Genomic DNA, 16,034 nt, shown 5'->3' with positions numbered 1-16,034 from the left:
AGCCTGGTCGCCGGGGTGGTGACGGAGGTAGTGCCGTACGTCAGCCGGGCCCGTATGACGGATGTCAGTCGTCCGGGGTCACCTGGGAAGCCTGCGCGTCGCGACGGCCGTGAGCGCCGCGGCGGCCGCCGCCAGCGGTGCGGCCAGCCACGGCAGGCGGGCCGGGCCCTGCCATTCGAGGCCGAGCGCCCCGGCGGCGCCCGAGAGCGACACGGCGAGGTAGAGCGCCGACTGGTGGAGCGCGGTGACGGTTCCGGCGCCCGGCCCCGCCATGGTGATCACCAGATGCTGCTGCGGCGCGGTGACGGAGAACGACAGGAAGCCGATCACCACGACGGCCGCCACGGCCGCAGCGAGCGCGTCGCGGCCCAGCGGGGTGAGGACGAGCGCGACGGCCAGGGAGAGGATCACGGTCACGACCACGCGCCGGGGCCCGTACCGGTCGGCCAGACGGCCGGCGGTGAGGTTGCCCGCCGTGCCGGCCAGGCCGAAGACCAGCAGCAGGACCGCCAGCGTGGAGCCGTCGGGGGCGGCGGGGCGAAGATCTGGCTGGGAACGCCGCTTCCCCGGGCTGCTGGCCTCGATCCTCGCCGCCTCCCCGCCACGCCGCCCGGCGGACTGACGATCCGGGGCGGAGCCACCCGCGGGCGTAGGCGTCGGTGATGCAGGTGTACGGGTCGCGCACCACCCACTCGGGGAGTGGGGTGCCGTCCATCCGTGTCAGGACGTACTTGTCCTCCTTGTGCCACAGGGCCTCGGAAACGCGCCTCCCCGCCGGATAGGCGCGCGAGACGGTTTCCGCTGGGACGCCCATGGCGACTGCGAGGGCGGTGGCGGCGGCGAAACCGTCTGCCGGGGTTCCACCGGCGGTTGAGGCTTTCCCGCCCGCCCTTCCAGCGCTCCCCGGCGGAAGTCTCCGGGGCTGGTTCAACGACAGCCTTGACGTATGAGCGCTGGAAGGGCCGGGAACCCGGTGCCGTTCGGGTCCTGCGGCGTTCAGGGGCCGAACCTGGCCCACGCGTTGCCGATGACGGCCGCCGCCGGGGCCGTGAGCGTGGCGGCCGTCGTGCCCGTCCCGCTCACGAAGGCGGCCGTCATCGGCCCTGCGCGGACCACGACCGAGATGAGGAGAGATCATGACTGATGCCCTGCCGGATCCGGTGACCTTCCCGATGCCCCGTGCGGCGGCCTGTCCGTTCGACCCGGCGCCCGAGCTGACCCGCCGCAGCGAGGAATTGCCCGTCTCACGCGTCCGCCTCTGGGACGGCACCACCCCCTGGCTGGTCACCCGCTACGACGACGTCCGCGCGGTGCTGGCCGATCCGCGCGTCAGCGTCGACGTGTCGCAGCCCGGCTTCCCGCACACCAACGCGGTGAGCAAGGCACGCGACGCGCGGATGAAGACGCTGATGCAGATGGACGCCCCCGAGCACACCGCCCATCGGCGCCTGCTGACCGCCGACTTCACGATCAGGAAGATGGAGGCGCTGCGGCCCAGGATCCAGCGGATCGTCGACGACCTCATCGACGACCTGCTCGCCGGCCCCAACCCGGCCGACCTGGTGGAGGCGGTCGCGCTGCCGGTCCCTTCGCTGGTGATCTGCGAACTGCTCGGCGTGCCCTATGCGGACCGGGCCTTCTTCCAGCGCGTGGCCGGCGAACTCGTCATGGACGAGGGCGACCCCGCGCGGGCCCTGGCCGCCGCCGAGGAGCTGAACGCCTACCTGGAGGCGCTGGTGCAGGCCAAGAGCGACAAGCCGGGCGACGACATCCTCAGCAGACTGGCCGTGGAGCAGTACAGGACGGGGGCGATGACCCTGAACGACATCTCCACGATGGGCCAGCTCCTGCTGGTGGCCGGGCACGACACCACCGCCAACATGATCGCGCTCGGCACGGCCGCGCTGCTGGCCCACCCGGGCCGGCTCGCGGCGGTGCGTGACGGCGACCCGGCGCTGGTGGCCGACGCCGTCGAGGAGCTGCTGCGCTATCTGTCCATCACCCACACCGAGGCCCGCCGCGTCGCCCGCGAGGACCTGGAGGTCGGCGGCACGGTGATCCGGGCGGGCGAGGGCATCGTCGTCGTGAAGAGCACCGCCAACCGGGACCCGTCGGCCTTCCCGAACCCCGGCGTCCTCGACGTCCGCCGCAAGGCGCGCCACCACGTCGCCTTCGGGTACGGCGTCCACCAGTGCCTGGGGCAGTCGCTGGCCCGCGTGGAGCTCCAGGTCGTCTACGGCACGCTCTACCGGCGCGTCCCCACGCTGGCGGCGGCCGTGCCGCTGGAGGAGCTGGAGTTCAAACAGCAGGCCGTCTTCTACGGCGTCCGCGAACTGCCCGTCACCTGGTGATCGAACGAAGGAGTCAAGCACATGAAGGTCACCGTGGATCAGGACGCCTGCACCGGCTCGGGGCAGTGTGTCCTCGTCTGTCCCGACGTGTTCGACCAGCGCGAGGAGGACGGCATCGTCGTCCTGCTGCGGGACAGCCCGGAACCGGGGCTGCGTGAGGGCGTCGGCGAGGCCGCCCGGCTCTGCCCGGCCCGCGCGATCACGCTGAGCGGGTCGTGAGCCGGCCCTCCCGGATCGTGGTCGTGGGCGCCTCGGCGGCGGGCCTGACCGCCGCCGAGGCCCTGCGCCGCGACGGATTCACCGGCTCGCTGACCCTGGTCGGCGCGGAGCGGCGGGAGCCCTACGACCGGCCCCCGCTGTCCAAGCAGATCCTGCTCGGCAGGTGGACGCCCGATCGCGTGACGCTGGGCCGCCACGAGTCCCGCGCCGCGCTGGGCGCCGACTGGCGGCTCGGCGTCGCCGCCACCGGCCTCGACACCGGCGCGCGCGAACTCGCCCTCTCCGACGGCGGCGTCCTGCCCTACGACGGGCTGGTGATCGCCACCGGCGTCGTCCCGCGCCGGCTGCCGTCAGGACACGAACTCGGCGGCGTGCACGTGCTGCGCACCCTCGGCGACGCCCTCGCCCTGCGGGAGGGGCTGCTCGCCGCCCGGTCGGTGGTCGTCGTCGGCGCGGGCTTCCTCGGAACGGAGGTCGCCGCCGTCGCCCGGCGGCTCGGCCTGGACGTCACCCTGGTCGATCCGCTCCCCGCGCCGTTGACCGACCGGCTCGGCGACCGGGTGGCGCGACTGCTGGCCGGCCTGCACGCCGGGCACGGCGTCCGCCTGCGCCCCGGCACCCTGGTCACCGGCCTGACCGGCCACGACGGCCAGGTGGACGGTGTCGACCTGGACGGCGGCGCGCACGTCCCGGCCGACCTGGTGCTCGTGGCCGTCGGCTCGGCCCCGGCGACCGGCTGGCTGACCGGCAGCGGCCTGGACGTGGAAGACGGCGTCAAATGCGACCACCGGTGCCGGGCCGCGCCCGGCGTGGTCGCCGCCGGCGACGTCGCCTCCTGGCGGCACCCCCGCTTCGGCCGCCTGCGCGTCGAACACCGGCTGAACGCCACCGAGCAGGGCACGGCCGCAGCCAGGACGCTCCTCGGCGGGCAGGCCCCCTTCGCACCCGTGCCCTACTTCTGGACCGACCAGTACGACGTGAAGATCCAGGTCCACGGTGTCACCGGCGGCGACGCCCGGTTCCAGGTCGTCGCCGGGGACCCCGTCACCGGCAGGTTCGCCGGCCTGTACGGCAGGGACGGCCACGTCATCGGCGCCATGACCTGGAACCTGCCCCGGCAGGCACGCGAGCTCCGCCGCCACGTCGCCGAACGGACCCCGTGGCGGCAGGCGACCACCGGATGACCCGGCGCTCGACCGCGCATCAGCGGGCCCGTCCGTGACGGGCCTTCGCCCTCTTGGACGCGATCGGCGCCGTGGTCGCGGACGTCCCGTTTGAGGGCCTGGGTGTCATGCCCGAGGCGCTGGGCGAGCTCGGCGGCGGCGGTCGCGGGCAGTTCGTGGATGAGGCGCAGCAGATCGTCGGTCCAGGGGCCGCGGCGGCCGGCCTTGTCGATGCCGGCCGGCCGCCGCCGTATTTCGGTTGCCTCTTCGGCGTCCAGGGCACCGCGTTCGCGGAGTGCCACGCGGGGAGGCCAACGATGGGGCGCCTCGTGGCGCGGTGTGCCTCACGTCATGCTGCCACCTGTGAGCGCGGTGGCGAGCTTGTCCATGGCGGACGTCGCGGACGGGCTCGCGGTGGGGCCGAGCGCGGTGAGGCTGGCCATCAGGGCGGCGATCTCGCGCAGGTCGAAGGCGATGGCGGGGATACGGCCGTGCCGGCCGAGGGCGACTCCTCCGCCGCGGCCGGTGGTGACGTCGATGGGGACGCCGGACTGCCGGAGGCGTTCGACGTCACGGGCGATGGTGCGTGCGGAGACGCCGAAGTCGCGGGCGAGGGTGCCGACGGTGATGCGATCGGCGGCGGCGTGGAGCCGTTCGATGAGGTGTTGCTGGCGCTCGACACGGCGCACCGTCAGGTGGTTCTCGCGCGAGGCAGCGGACTTTGCGGACGACTTCATGTCGAAGGATCGTAACCATGACACAGGCTTGTCCAGGTTCGTAGCTAAGGTGACATCCCATGAGGGAGAACACCGTCGTGCGCGAGTTCCTCGACCGATACGCCCGCGCCCTGCTCGCCGAGACGGCGCACAGCGCCTGGGCCGACGTCACCCGGCACCATGAGGGCAGCGCCACCGAACGCCACCTCTGTCACCTCATCGACACGGTGCCCCCGCTGACCCCTCTCGGCCGATGAGCGCTCCGGCGTTCAGGATCGAGCCCGCGTCGGCGGACCGCTTCGACGACGTCTCGACCATGCTCGCCCCCAGAAGGCCGGGCACGACCGCCTGCTGGTGCCTGAGCCATCGCATCGATCCCGCGGTCAACCGCGAACTCGGTCCCGACCAGCGGCCGGGCTACATGCGACGCCTGTGCCGACAACCGGTCGCACCGGGTGTCCTGGCCTATGACGTCGATGAGGTCGTCGGCTGGGCCGGTGTCGCGCCCCGCGTCGAGGTGTATTCCGTCGCCTGCAACAGCAGGATCCCCAAGATCGGCGACGACCTCGCGATCTGGTCGATCTGGTGCCTGAAAGTCCGTGCCGGCCATCGCGGCCGGGGGGTGGCGAGGGCGCTGATCGACGGCGCGGTCCGGTTCGCACGCGAGCACGGCGCCGCGGCCGTCGAGGGCTACCCGGTCGACAACGACGGCAAGAAGATCGACACCATGCTGGCGTTCGTCGGTACCCGCTCCCTGTTCGAGTCCGCCGGCTTCGTCAAGATCGCCGACACCGGGTCGACGGCCGCCGGAGTGCCGCGCATCGTCATGCGACTCGGCGGTTGAGGCCGGGCGGCGCCACGGTCCGATCCGCGGGCCGGACAGACGCGGCGCTCGCCGTGCTGTTCCGAGGCGCTCAGTAGAGAATCCACAGTTCGTAGTGCGGCTGCCCGTTCTCCCAACTGCTCGGGAACCATGGGCACTTGTAGCCGCGTCCCCATCGCACACCGTCCCTGTGGCACGCGTTGTAGCCCTCCGAGCTGGACGGGTAGTACCCCGCGATCTGCCAATCAGCCATGGACGAGGACGCCCCGGCCGGCGAGGAGGCCAGGACAGCGGGGGCAGCGAGGGCCAGGGTCGTGCACGCGACACCGACAGCGCGCTTCCACGTGATCAAAACACTCTCCGATCGTCGACTGAGACGATCTTCGTATGATCAGGACGCCATGTCGTTGGCCCTCGACGCACTGATTCTTGCTCACGACCGCAGCGAGGTGAGCTTCGCGACAGAGCACCCAGAGGGGCCCCGGAAGCCGCGGGCAGGGAAGAACGAATCCTGGGCGAAGAGGGGAGGTGAGGTGGCGCCACACTCGACCCTGGGCCCGCCAGGAAGCGCGACCTGACCTTCTCCAACCCGACGACCTCGCCGACGAGCTCGATCAGGCGCCCCAATGGTGATCTTTTTGGGTCAAGACGCCGGGTCTCCGATTCATGGTGAACTGTCAACGTTCTGGCTGGTCGGCACGCTGATGCTCCGGGACGCAACCCACGCGAGCACCTGTGTCGTCAGCTCGGCATGGTTGGCGCCGACGGCGTGGAACACGGTCGTGATCAGCTCTCGGCCCTGTGCCGCGTCCGCCAGGGCGTCGTCGATCCACTCCTGCGGCGCATCACGCTCACGCAGCCGGCGTTTCCGCTCGTCATCAGGGCAGTCCAGCAGAGCCCAATGGACCGGCCCGTCCCATCGCACGAACGCGGGCACCTCGCCGGCGTCGGGGATCGGACACATCAGCAGCACGGGATGACCGGCCCGGCGCACCATGGTCACGATGCGTCGCCACATCCGGTCGTAGGCCGGCCAGATCGGCGCCGCCTCGGGTACCGCGATGGGCACACCGATCAGCTCGCCGTCCTCGAGCAGCTCGTCCATGTCCATCACGACCAACCCGTCCGCCGCCTGGAGGAGGTGCGGCAGCAAAGTCGTCTTGCCCGCGCCAGGCGCCCCCGCGAGCAGGTACAGGGGTGCGTAGACGCCCTTGAGACGATCTCCCATCCAGCCGATGGTAGCCAGCCGGACGTTGAGGTGCCGAGCCGGGAAGGCGGACGTCGGGACGCCCCGGCATCATCGGCGTGTGTGGCCGTCGTCCGCGGCCGACGTGGCGCGGGTCAGGGCCTCGTGCCGGTAGTCCTTGGGCGGCAGGCCGTACCTGGCGCGAAAGGACTTGCTGAGGTCGGCGGCGCGGACGAATCCCCAGCGGGCGGCGATGACATGGATGGGCTGCGCGGCCAGGCTCGGATCGGCCAGGTCGGCACGGCAGTGCTCCAGGCGGCGGCGCCGGATCCAGGCTGTCAGCGTCGTGCCCTGACGCTGGAACAGCAGTTGCAGGTAGCGCACGGAGATGTGGTGCCGCTGGGCGATCGCGCGGGGCGTCAGGTCGGCGTCGGCGAGGTTGTGCTCGACGAACGCCCGGATGCGCGCCATCAGGGCAAGCTGCCGGGTCTCGGGCGACAGGCGGTCCTGCGCGTTCAGCAGATGGGCGAGGAAGGCCAGGGCCAGGTCCAGGGTGGCGGCGCCGAGGCGCTTCACGTCAGGTAAGGACATGGACTGCGCCTCGCGCACCAGCGTCCTGAGGTAGCCGGCGAGGATCGCGCCGAAGCCGCCGCCCGCGGGCACCGCGTGGGCCAGGAGCGCGTCGACCTTGCTGGACGGCAGGGGAAGCTCGGATTTGGGCAGATGCACGATGATCGCCCGCGCCGGCCCCGGCCCGTCGAACGCACCGCCCTCGTAGGGGTGGGAGGTGTCCCACATCACCAGGTCGCCGGCTCCCATCCGGGTGTCGTTGCCGCCCTGGGAGATCCACATCGTGCTCCCGACGATCAGGGCGAGCTCGTACCTCTCGGGGTCGGAGCGGCGGATCAGCGCGGGCGTGCGCACCGAGCTGAGCGCCGGGAACGACATGGTCGTCACCTGTACGGTGTCCAGGTCGATCGCGCCCGCCGAAGCCCGGAAGTCGGCGGCATGGTCGCTGGTGACCCGGATGGGCGCCACGTCGCGGCTGATCAGGTCGCACCACCAGTCGAATCGCTGGTCGGGCGGCAGGTCCGTGCTGTGCAGGGTGACGATTCCCAATTTCACCTCTCACGCCGTGATCTCGAGCTTCCGAGACGTACTCGATGTGACGAGAAGCCCAGCCGATGCGACGATCGCGGCGCCCCCCGCCGACCACATCATCCGCCATCCCGAGGCCGCGTCGGCCGGCCGGACCGGGGTGCGAGCCGGTGTCCGTGCCGTCGTCGCCAAGGAACAGTGCGCGCTCCGCCAACGACTTCCATGATCCGCCGTGCCTATGCTGCCCACGTCGGACCGCGAACGGGGTTCTCCACCACACGTTCGACGCAGCGGCCGTGGTCGTCACGGCCGGGACCACACATCGGAGGACGTATGCGGCCACGACTCAAGAACGTCGCCTGGGAACGGATGGGCGAGGAGCTCCGCCTCGTGTACGACCTGCGTGACCAGTTGATCGTGACCGACCCCGGTGGCCAGGTGGAGAAGCTCCTCGCCCTGCTGCGCGAGGGCGGGCGCACCGTCGGCCAGCTTGCCGGCGAGCTGGAGCTCCCCGTCCAGGACGTGCTCGGCGCGATCGAGGCCCTCGACGCCGAGCGACTGCTGGAGGACGGCGATCGCCTGGGCGTCCTCGACGCCGCCGAAGCCGAGCGCCACTTCAGCAACCTGGCCTTCTTCGAGTCGTTCGGCACGTTGTCGCGCAGCCGCGAGGACCTGCAACGCCGGCTGCGCGAGTCGCACGTGCTCGTCCTCGGCACCGGCGGCCTCAACTCCAACACGATCCCGCATCTCAGCGGGCTGGGCGTCGGCAGGATGACGCTGGTCGACAGGGACACCGTCGACGTGCGCAACTTCGCCAGGCAGTACCTCTACCGCTGGGAGGACCTCGGCGCCAGGAAGGTCGAGCGGGCGGCGGAGTGGGTGCGCGCCTTCGATCCGGCCATCAAGGTCCAGGCGATCGACACGGGCGTCGAGAGCGCCGGGCAACTGGCCGAGCTCCTCGACGAGACGCGCCCCGACGTGGTCGCCTCGGGGATCGACCAGCCCAAGGAGGTCGACCTCTGGGTCAACGCGGCCTGCGTGGGGCACGGCGTGCCGTTCGTACGCGGCGGCATCACGGTCACCAAGGGGATCGTCTGGTCGGTCGCGCCGGGGGAGAGCGCCTGCAGGGCCTGCGTCCCCGCCGATCCGACCAGGCCCGACGGCCACGCCGATCCCGACGAGCCCGCGCTGAGCGCCGAGATCGCCGCGGCCCGCCTGTTCTACAGCAGGCCGCAGCCCAACAGGGGCATCGGGCCCGTCGCCGGCCTGCTCGGCGCGCTCCACGCCTTCGAGGTGCTGCGCTACCTGACCGGTTTCGAGCCACCGGCGTACGCCGGTCGGCCACTCACCATCGACTTCGCCGGCGCCTGCGCCATGAGTCAGGCCGAGTGGTCCCGCAATCCCGACTGTGTGACCTGCGGAAGGAGTTGACCACCATGAAGATCGAGATCGTGCGGATCGAGAACACCCGCCTGACCGGGCTGAACACGCCCGACTCCTGACCATCGAGGGCGCACCCCGGCCGAGGCAGGGGTGCGCCCTCCCTTGTCGCTCCGCGAGCTCCAGGAGGACGGATGTCCGCCATCGCCGACCGGGACCTGCGCGAACGGGCCGCCCGGCTCACCGTCGCCTTCGACGGTGACGCCTGGATCCTGGGCCGTCCCGACCTCGGAATCTTCGTCGCGGTGCCGGAGCCGGGCGCGGTGTTCGTCACCACACTGCAGGAGGGCGGCTCGGCCGCCGAGGCCGCGGGGCGGGCGAGCGAGGTGGCGGGCGAGGAGGTCGACGGGGCCGACTTCCTCGACGGTCTCACCGGCGCCGGCCTGCTCGACCCGCCCGCGCCTCCCGAGGAGCGAGCCCCCAGCGGCTGGATCGAGGGACTCGGCCAGGACACGGCGGCCAGATTCTTCGGCAGGACCGCCTGGACGTGCTACGCGGCGGCAGCGGTCTTCGTCGTAACCGTCTTGGCGTTCGCGCCCGACTTGCGTCCTTCATGGGAGGACGCCTGGTTTCTCCCGAGCGCCGCACTGTCGATGCTCACCTACCTGCTGGTCGACATCGCCTTCAGCGCCCTGCACGAGGCGTGGCACTGGGTCGCGGGCAGGGCGCTCGGAGTCCCCGCCACGTTCAGGGTCAGCTATCGGGGCCTCTACATCGTCTTCGAGACCGACCTGACCCAGATCGTGAACGTGCCGCGCCGCCGCAGGTACGGGGCCTACCTGGCGGGCATGGCCATCGACATCGTGGTCGTGGCGACGGCATTGGGGCTGCGGCTGCTCGACAGGGCCGGGATGCTCACACTGCCTGAGACGCTGAGCGGGCTTCTGGGCGCGGTGGTGTTGTATCGGCTCGTCGGGATCGTCTGGCAGTGGGCCGCGGTGCCCATGCGCAGTGACGGCTACGCCGTACTGGCCAACGCGTTGCGCTGCCACAACCTGTACCGGGTCACGTGGCTGACCGCCAAGGCCAAGCTCTTCCGGCTGCCTCCCGCCGAGGCGGCCGAGCTGGCCTCGGCGGGCGAGCGTGATCGGCACGTGGCGCGCTGGTTCGCCCTGCTGTACATGGCGGGGGTCGTGGTCATGGCCGGCATGTTCGTGCTCGTGGCCCTGCCGCTGCTGCTCGCCCTCGCTCAGTGGGGCCTGGTACGGCTGAGCGCCGGCGCGACAGGTTCGGCCGCGTTCTGGGAGGCGCTCGCCGTGACGGCGTATGTGGCGACACAGCTTGCCCTGCCCCCGCTCCTCGCACTGAGGGAACGCCGACTGCGCAGGTCGGGCAGGCTCCTCTGAAAGGATGCTGCCCACCGGCCAGTACTACGGGAACTCCACGTTGCGTCGCATCGCACGGGGAGATCCGGGGCAGCCGCTCTCCATGCGGACGCTGACAGCAGGCCGCGCAGTCCCCTTCGCCGCCCGTACGCGCCGCCGCGGCGTCCGGGGCCTGCTCCTGCCCGCGATGGCCGGACCGCTGACGCGGCCGACGGGCAGGAGAGGCGGGACGTCACGCGGCGGCGACGTGTCGTGATCAGCCGGTGTAGCGCGGCTTGACGGCGACCGGCTCCCTCGGCCCCGCCGTCCGCTCGACCCTGGGCCGGCTGTCGGCGGGCGCCGGGGAAGGCGCCGCGGAGGGGGCGGCGGAGGGCACCGCGGCGGGCTTCCTGGGCTCGGCCGAGGCCGTCCCCGACAACCCGGCGACACCCGCCGCGAGGGCCAGCGCCGCGCAGGCGCCGACGAGGATGTTTCTGATCTTCATAGGGTTCCTCTCATCCTTCGAACAGGGCCTCAGCCCTTGACGACGACCGGAGTGCCGATCGCCAGGTTCTTCGCCATCCAGGTGATGTCGTCGTTGCTGACCCGGACGCAGCCATGGCTGGCCCGCGTGCCGATGGCGGAAGGTCTGTTCGTCCCGTGGATCGCCAGCTGGCCAGGGCCGCCGGCGAAGCTCTTCAGCACCGGCGAGAAGCCGCTCAGTCCGAAGGCGTAGGCGCCGTAGGCCCCGCCGTCACCGGTGGGCTTCACCAGCTCGGTGAAGAAGTAGCGGCCCGGAGGCGTCGGCGTCCCCGCCTCGCCGGTCGCGACCCTGCCCGTCCTGACGGCCCGGTCGCCGTCGTAGACCGTGAAGCGGAACGCCCCGCGATCGATCTCCACACGGTGGGAGGTCTCCGCGAGCGTCACGTCGGCGGCCTTGATCCAGCCCTTGCTGCCGTTCGGCCGGATCGGCAGCAGCACCTGGAGCCAGTCGCCCTCGTCGCGTTCCACCAGGAAGACGCGCGTCGCGCCGTAGTCGTTGGGACTGGTGATCGTCCTCTGGACCGCGCCCTGATTGTCCCGATAAATCGTGATCCGGGCCCTCTTGGCGCTCGCGATCTTCGATCTGGCGCCGCCCGCCGGGGTGCTCGCCGAGCCGGGGCGTACGGCACTGACGGCACTGCCGGCGCTGTCCGTACCGGCCGCACGGTCCGTGCTGCCGGCGCTGCCCGCGCAGCCCGCCAGCAGGAAGGCGAGTGCCGTCGCCGCGGCCGTACGAAGCAGGTTGGTTCTCACCCGGCGCAGCCTGGCGACAGAATGTGTGGAACCTGTTTGCCTGTCGTGCGAATCCCGTATGCACTCTCGGAGTACGCATAACCTCGGGCCATGTGCGCGTACGTACTGGTCGCCGAGGACGACCCCAAGCAGGCCGAACTGCTCAGGCGCTACCTGGAGCGGGAGGGCCACGAGGTCCGCGTCGTGCACGACGGACGTTCGGCGATCGACGAGGCCCGGCAGGGAGACCCCGGCCTCGTGCTGCTCGACGTGATGATGCCGAAGGTCGACGGGCTGGACGTCTGCCGGGTGCTGCGCGGTGAGTCCGACCTGCCGATCCTGATGCTGACGGCCAGGTCCACCGAGGACGACCTGCTGCTCGGGCTCGACCTCGGCGCCGACGACTACGTCACCAAGCCGTACAGCCCGCGCGAGCTGATGGCCCGCGTGCGGACGCTGCTGCGCCGTACGGGCAGGTCGCCGGAGGCCGGCCGGCTGTTCCGGGCGGGCGACCTCGTCGTCGACCCGGTCAGGCACACCGTCACCGTGGCGGGCACGCCGGTGGACTGCACGCTCGCGGAGTTCCGGATCATCGAGACGCTGGCCGCCGAGCCGGAACGGGTGTTCAGCAGGAAGCAACTGCTGGAGCGCGTCCACGGGTTCGACCGGTTCATCACCGAACGCACGGTCGACGTGCACGTGATGAACCTGCGCAAGAAGATCGAGCCCGACCCGCGCCGGCCGTCCCGGCTGTTGACCGTGTACGGCGTCGGCTACAAGCTGACCCAGGCATGAGGTCGCTGTTCGTCAGGCTGCTCACGAGCTCGGCCGTCGTGGCGGTCTGCTCGATCACGGCGACGGCGTGGCTGGCCGCCAACAGCACCTCCGGCGCGATCCAGCGCGAGCAGGGCCAGACGCTGGCCAGCGACGCCCAGATCAACAACAGCCTGCTCGGCTACGCCTCCCGCCATCCCGACTGGTCCGGCGTCGCCGCCACCGTACGCGACCTCGCCGCCGCCAACAGCCGCCGCATCGCGCTGACCACCGAGAAGGGCGCCCTCATCGCGGACTCGGCGTCCGCCGGGACTGCGCTGCCCGCCCGGGTGTCGGCCGTCGTCGATCCGCTGGCCGTGGACGTGACCCTGGTGCCGGGGGCGGCCGAGGACCGCATCGATCCGCGCGCGGTGGGCCCCTTCCTGCTGCCCGACCGTGACCGTGCCCGGCTGGGGAAGGCCGCCGACGCCTACGCCGTCTGCATGAGACGTACCGGGCAGGCCGTACGGACGACGGTCTCCCACACCGGCAGGCCCTCCGTGACGACGACCGGCGAGGGTGTCCCGCGGGAGCCGAGCCAGCCGAGCCCGGTCCCGGCGGTGACGGCCCCCTGCGACGCCGTCACCTTCAACGCGCCGACGCCCACCGAGAAGACCGCGTTGAAGCAGCTCAACCTCCTGGTCGGCAGATGCCTGAAGGGCAAGAACGCGGAACGCGGCTCGGTCGGCCTCGACTTCACCTGGATCTCCAAGGAGAGGCGGCCGGCGTCGTCGGCCGCCGAACCCGGCCAGTCGATCTCCTCCTGCATCGTCACCGCCCGCAAGGAACAGCTCGATCCCTACGTCGCTCCGGCCGCCTACCTGTACATCGGATCCCCCGCCGAGGCCACCGGCCCGCGCATCCCGCTGCCCTCGATCGCCGGCGCCGCCCTCCTCGTGCTCGTGCTGACCGTCGGCGTCAGCGTCATGGCGGCCAGACGCCTGGTCGGCCCGGTCAACGCGCTCACCCACGCCGCCCGGCGGATGCGCGACGGGGACAGCTCCGCCCGCGTCCAGGTCAGGACGACCGGCGAGATCAGCGAGCTCGCCACGGCGTTCAACGAGATGTCCGAGCATCTCCAGCGCATGGAGGAGCAGCGCAAGGCCATGGTCAGCGACGTGTCCCACGAGTTGCGCACCCCGCTGAGCAACCTCAGAGGCTGGCTGGAGGCGGCACAGGACGGCGTCGCCGAGCTGGACCCCGCGCTGATCGCGTCCCTGGTCGAGGAGCTCCTGCTGTTGCAGCACATCGTGGACGACCTCCAGGACCTCGCCCTCGCCGACGCGGGCAAGCTCCGCCTGCATCTCGAACCCGTCCACCTCGGCGACCTCCTTGACCAGGTGGCCACCGCCCACCGAGGCCGCGCCGAAGCCGCCGGGCTCACCCTGACCACCGGCATCACCGGCACTCCCGCCCTGACCGCCGACCCCGTACGACTCCGCCAGGCCGTCGGCAACCTCGTCACCAACTCCCTGCGCTACACGCGGGCCGGCGGGCACATCACGCTGACCGCCCGCCAGGACGGCGACCACGTGATCATCGAGGTGACCGACACGGGGATCGGCATCCGCGCCGAGCACCTTCCGCACGTCTTCGACCGGTTCTGGCGGGCGGAGAAGTCCCGCAACCGCCGCACCGGGGGCAGCGGCCTCGGCCTCGCCATCGTCCGCGACCTGGCCGAGGCGCACGGCGGCACCGCCACCGCCACCAGCACCCCGGGCGTGCGCACCACCTTCACCCTGCGCCTTCCGGGCGAGGACCCGTCCTAGGGTGACGGGGATGACGGGATCGGCGACCTCCTCCAGCTCGGCTGCCGGCATCGGCTGAGGGATCAGCTCCCCGGATTACGCCTAGGGTCACCTGCCCGAACAGCACACCGCCATCGACCACCTCATCGCCCGGCTCCGCCGCGGGGCCAGGGTGCTGGACATCGGCTGCGGCACGGGCGGCCCGGTGTGCGCCTTCTTCCCGCTGCTGCAGATGCCGCGCCGCGACCTGGACGACGCGCTCACCCGGATCGCGGGCTGGCTGGCTGGAGGTCGAACCGCACGCCGAGCGGGTGGAGTCGCTGCGAGCCATCGCGGGCGGCGAGATCGAGGTACGCCCCGGGCGGGCCGAGGCCTCAGGGCAGGGCCGGGTGTATCAAGCCGCCGGCGATCAGAGCATCAGTGAGGTCATCGATCAGCGGCGCTCCCACGGCGGCGGTGAGGGCGCCGCTGAGGCGGACCCGCCGTGACGTGTATGGGCTTGACCTGCACGGACGGGGCTTGGGGCTCGCCATCGGACCCTGTCGGGTTTCGCAAGACCGATCCAACCCGGTCACAAGATCGCGCTTCTAGCTTCGTCTGCTGAAGGCACCCCTGAAGGAGACGAGCAGCGTGCAGTCAAGGACGAAGATCGCGGGCATCCTCATGGCGGCTCTGGCGATGACCTCCGCCGCCACCCCCGTCCGTGCGGCGACCACCCGGAACACCCCGCAGAGCACTTTGACGGCATCCGCCGACCAGATCAGGAAAGTGGTGGACGGCGGCGGGTACGCGGGCATCGAACTCGGCCAGGACCGGGTGATCCTGTGGTGGAAGGGCAAGGTCCCCGGCCCGATCCGGGCCGCGATCCGCCGGGCCGAGAAGATCGCCCCGGTGGAGGTACGCCCGGCCGCGTACTCGGAGAGCGAACTGAGTGCGGCCTCCGACCGGCTCTGGGCCGCCTCGGGCGCCGAGAAGGGCGGCCGCGTCCACGCCGTGCAGATGCCCTTCGACGGCAGCGGCCTCACCGCGGCCGTCCAGGAGAAGGACACGGACCTCGTCCGGCAGGCGCTGCCGGACGTCGGGGTCCCGGTCCAGGTGGTCGCGCAGGAGCCGCTGCAGCTCACGTCCCGCTGTGACGACGACATCCCCTGGTACGGCGGCGTGGCGATCGCCAACGACACCTTCGGCGGCGCCGCCGGCTGCGGCGGGAGCCCCGTCCTGGGCTACAACTGCACCGGCGGCTTCCCCGTGTACATCGGCCCGACCCGCTACCTGCTGACGGCCGGGCACTGCGGCGCTCCCGGCGACGTGTTCACCGACGGCACGGGCCAGGTCATCGGCGTCGCCGAGCGGGAGAACGTCGCCCACGACCTTCTGCTCATCCGCATCACCGGGCTCGTCGGCACGGGCAAGGGCAACGGCAGGATGTGGGACGGCACCCCCGGTGTCAACGACTACACCAAGCCGGTCGTCGGATGGGGATTCACCTACAAGAACCAGTCGCTGTGCATGTCCGGCGCGACCTCCGGAGCCTCGTGCGGCCGAACCGTGGACTACAAGTACAGCGAGGTCTGCGGCAAGGACATCTACGGCAACCAGGAGTGCTACAGCAACCTGGTCTCGGCCAAGCAGCGGGTCGACAGCTCCCGACACGGCGACAGCGGAGGGCCGGTCTTCGAGCTGACCGGCGGCGACGCCCAGGTCCGCGCGATGGGCACGGTCACGGGCAGCATCACCAAGGACTGGATCATCACCAAGGACCAGTGGTTGTTGTTCCAGGAGTTCGCCACCGCCGTCCGGGACTTCCCCGGACTCGAACCGGCACTCGACCTCGGTCCCGACCCCGTGTAGTTCACGGCCTCCCGGATGGTCCCCGTACCTCGGCCGGACCGGGGCCG

19 protein-coding genes are annotated in these 16,034 nt (G+C 71.5%); 13 read left to right on the top strand and 6 right to left on the bottom strand.

Features of this window, described 5'->3' with window-relative positions:
• Nucleotides 1–78: 78 nt before the first annotated feature.
• Nucleotides 79–486 carry a hypothetical protein gene (locus tag ACIA8R_RS19600; protein ID WP_397039826.1) on the bottom strand — a complete coding sequence of 136 codons (408 nt, stop codon included), beginning with the start codon at nucleotides 484–486 and terminating at the stop codon, nucleotides 79–81.
• Between ACIA8R_RS19600 and ACIA8R_RS19595 the strand changes: the two genes are divergently transcribed.
• The 5 genes from ACIA8R_RS19595 to ACIA8R_RS19575 all read left to right on the top strand — a co-directional run bounded on the left by ACIA8R_RS19595 (nucleotide 461) and on the right by ACIA8R_RS19575 (nucleotide 3,754).
• A complete protein-coding gene (locus ACIA8R_RS19595) occupies nucleotides 461–622 on the top strand; it encodes a hypothetical protein (RefSeq protein WP_397039594.1) in 162 nt (53 codons plus the stop codon). The two genes, ACIA8R_RS19600 and ACIA8R_RS19595, sit on opposite strands and share 26 nt — an antisense overlap.
• Before the next feature lie 324 nt (nucleotides 623–946).
• Entirely contained in the window at nucleotides 947–1,144 is a 198-nt protein-coding gene (locus ACIA8R_RS19590) for a hypothetical protein (RefSeq protein ID WP_364087938.1), read from the top strand.
• A complete protein-coding gene (locus ACIA8R_RS19585) occupies nucleotides 1,137–2,351 on the top strand; it encodes a cytochrome P450 (RefSeq protein ID WP_397039592.1) in 1,215 nt (404 codons plus the stop codon). The genes ACIA8R_RS19590 and ACIA8R_RS19585 overlap by 8 nt, the downstream gene beginning before the upstream one ends.
• 21 nt (nucleotides 2,352–2,372) lie before the next feature.
• Nucleotides 2,373–2,570, top strand: a complete 198-nt coding sequence (locus tag ACIA8R_RS19580; RefSeq protein ID WP_364087934.1) for a ferredoxin — start codon at nucleotides 2,373–2,375, stop codon at nucleotides 2,568–2,570.
• Nucleotides 2,567–3,754: an NAD(P)/FAD-dependent oxidoreductase gene (locus tag ACIA8R_RS19575; protein WP_397039590.1), complete on the top strand. Its 1,188-nt coding sequence runs from the start codon at nucleotides 2,567–2,569 to the stop codon at nucleotides 3,752–3,754. Before ACIA8R_RS19580 ends, ACIA8R_RS19575 begins: the two co-directional genes overlap by 4 nt.
• Before the next feature lie 323 nt (nucleotides 3,755–4,077).
• Here ACIA8R_RS19575 and ACIA8R_RS19570 read toward each other — a convergent pair whose 3' ends face one another.
• Nucleotides 4,078–4,470 (bottom strand): helix-turn-helix transcriptional regulator, encoded by a 393-nt coding sequence (locus ACIA8R_RS19570; RefSeq protein ID WP_397039589.1) that lies wholly within the window; start codon nucleotides 4,468–4,470, stop codon nucleotides 4,078–4,080.
• Between the two features lie 59 nt (nucleotides 4,471–4,529).
• On the opposite strand from ACIA8R_RS19570, the gene ACIA8R_RS19565 reads away from it, so the two are divergent.
• Nucleotides 4,530–4,706, top strand: a complete 177-nt coding sequence (locus ACIA8R_RS19565; protein WP_397039587.1) for a hypothetical protein — start codon at nucleotides 4,530–4,532, stop codon at nucleotides 4,704–4,706.
• Nucleotides 4,703–5,293 (top strand): GNAT family N-acetyltransferase, encoded by a 591-nt coding sequence (locus tag ACIA8R_RS19560; RefSeq protein ID WP_397039586.1) that lies wholly within the window; start codon nucleotides 4,703–4,705, stop codon nucleotides 5,291–5,293. Before ACIA8R_RS19565 ends, ACIA8R_RS19560 begins: the two co-directional genes overlap by 4 nt.
• Before the next feature lie 643 nt (nucleotides 5,294–5,936).
• Here ACIA8R_RS19560 and ACIA8R_RS19555 read toward each other — a convergent pair.
• Both ACIA8R_RS19555 and ACIA8R_RS19550 read right to left on the bottom strand, forming a co-directional pair.
• Nucleotides 5,937–6,500 (bottom strand): AAA family ATPase, encoded by a 564-nt coding sequence (locus ACIA8R_RS19555; RefSeq protein ID WP_397039584.1) that lies wholly within the window; start codon nucleotides 6,498–6,500, stop codon nucleotides 5,937–5,939.
• Nucleotides 6,501–6,569: 69 nt separating this feature from the next.
• On the bottom strand, nucleotides 6,570–7,583 hold the full coding sequence (locus tag ACIA8R_RS19550) for a helix-turn-helix domain-containing protein (protein WP_397039582.1): 1,014 nt from the start codon (nucleotides 7,581–7,583) through the stop codon (nucleotides 6,570–6,572).
• Between the two features lie 306 nt (nucleotides 7,584–7,889).
• On the opposite strand from ACIA8R_RS19550, the gene ACIA8R_RS19545 reads away from it, so the two are divergent.
• From ACIA8R_RS19545 to ACIA8R_RS19535, 3 genes are all read left to right on the top strand, one after another.
• A complete protein-coding gene (locus ACIA8R_RS19545) occupies nucleotides 7,890–8,987 on the top strand; it encodes a HesA/MoeB/ThiF family protein (protein ID WP_397039581.1) in 1,098 nt (365 codons plus the stop codon).
• A gap of 143 nt (nucleotides 8,988–9,130) precedes the next feature.
• Complete coding sequence (locus ACIA8R_RS19540; RefSeq protein ID WP_397039579.1) at nucleotides 9,131–10,342, top strand: hypothetical protein; 1,212 nt, start codon at nucleotides 9,131–9,133, stop codon at nucleotides 10,340–10,342.
• 4 nt (nucleotides 10,343–10,346) lie between these two features.
• On the top strand, nucleotides 10,347–10,577 hold the full coding sequence (locus ACIA8R_RS19535; RefSeq protein ID WP_364087908.1) for a hypothetical protein: 231 nt from the start codon (nucleotides 10,347–10,349) through the stop codon (nucleotides 10,575–10,577).
• Here the strand turns inward: ACIA8R_RS19535 and ACIA8R_RS19530 are convergent, their stop codons facing one another.
• Both ACIA8R_RS19530 and ACIA8R_RS19525 read right to left on the bottom strand, forming a co-directional pair.
• The gene (locus ACIA8R_RS19530) at nucleotides 10,578–10,805 is read right to left on the bottom strand and encodes a hypothetical protein (protein WP_397039578.1); all 228 of its coding nucleotides are present in this window, start codon (nucleotides 10,803–10,805) and stop codon (nucleotides 10,578–10,580) included.
• Nucleotides 10,806–10,834: 29 nt separating this feature from the next.
• Nucleotides 10,835–11,596, bottom strand: coding sequence for a L,D-transpeptidase (locus ACIA8R_RS19525; protein ID WP_397039576.1), 762 nt, complete (start codon nucleotides 11,594–11,596; stop codon nucleotides 10,835–10,837).
• Nucleotides 11,597–11,686: 90 nt separating this feature from the next.
• On the opposite strand from ACIA8R_RS19525, the gene ACIA8R_RS19520 reads away from it, so the two are divergent.
• The 3 genes from ACIA8R_RS19520 (at nucleotide 11,687) to ACIA8R_RS19510 (ending at nucleotide 15,987) form a co-directional block, all read left to right on the top strand.
• Complete coding sequence (locus ACIA8R_RS19520) at nucleotides 11,687–12,370, top strand: response regulator transcription factor (protein ID WP_364087900.1); 684 nt, start codon at nucleotides 11,687–11,689, stop codon at nucleotides 12,368–12,370.
• Nucleotides 12,367–14,157, top strand: coding sequence for a sensor histidine kinase (locus ACIA8R_RS19515; protein WP_397039574.1), 1,791 nt, complete (start codon nucleotides 12,367–12,369; stop codon nucleotides 14,155–14,157). Before ACIA8R_RS19520 ends, ACIA8R_RS19515 begins: the two co-directional genes overlap by 4 nt.
• Nucleotides 14,158–14,766: 609 nt before the next feature.
• Nucleotides 14,767–15,987, top strand: coding sequence for a hypothetical protein (locus ACIA8R_RS19510; RefSeq protein WP_397039572.1), 1,221 nt, complete (start codon nucleotides 14,767–14,769; stop codon nucleotides 15,985–15,987).
• The last annotated feature ends 47 nt before the right edge of the window (nucleotides 15,988–16,034 follow it).

It is taken from the genome of Nonomuraea sp. NPDC051191, assembly GCF_044455665.1.
Lineage (GTDB): Bacteria > Actinomycetota > Actinomycetes > Streptosporangiales > Streptosporangiaceae > Nonomuraea.
The sequence above is the reverse complement of the archived record's forward strand: the minus strand, read 5'-3'. Positions and strand labels throughout refer to the sequence as shown.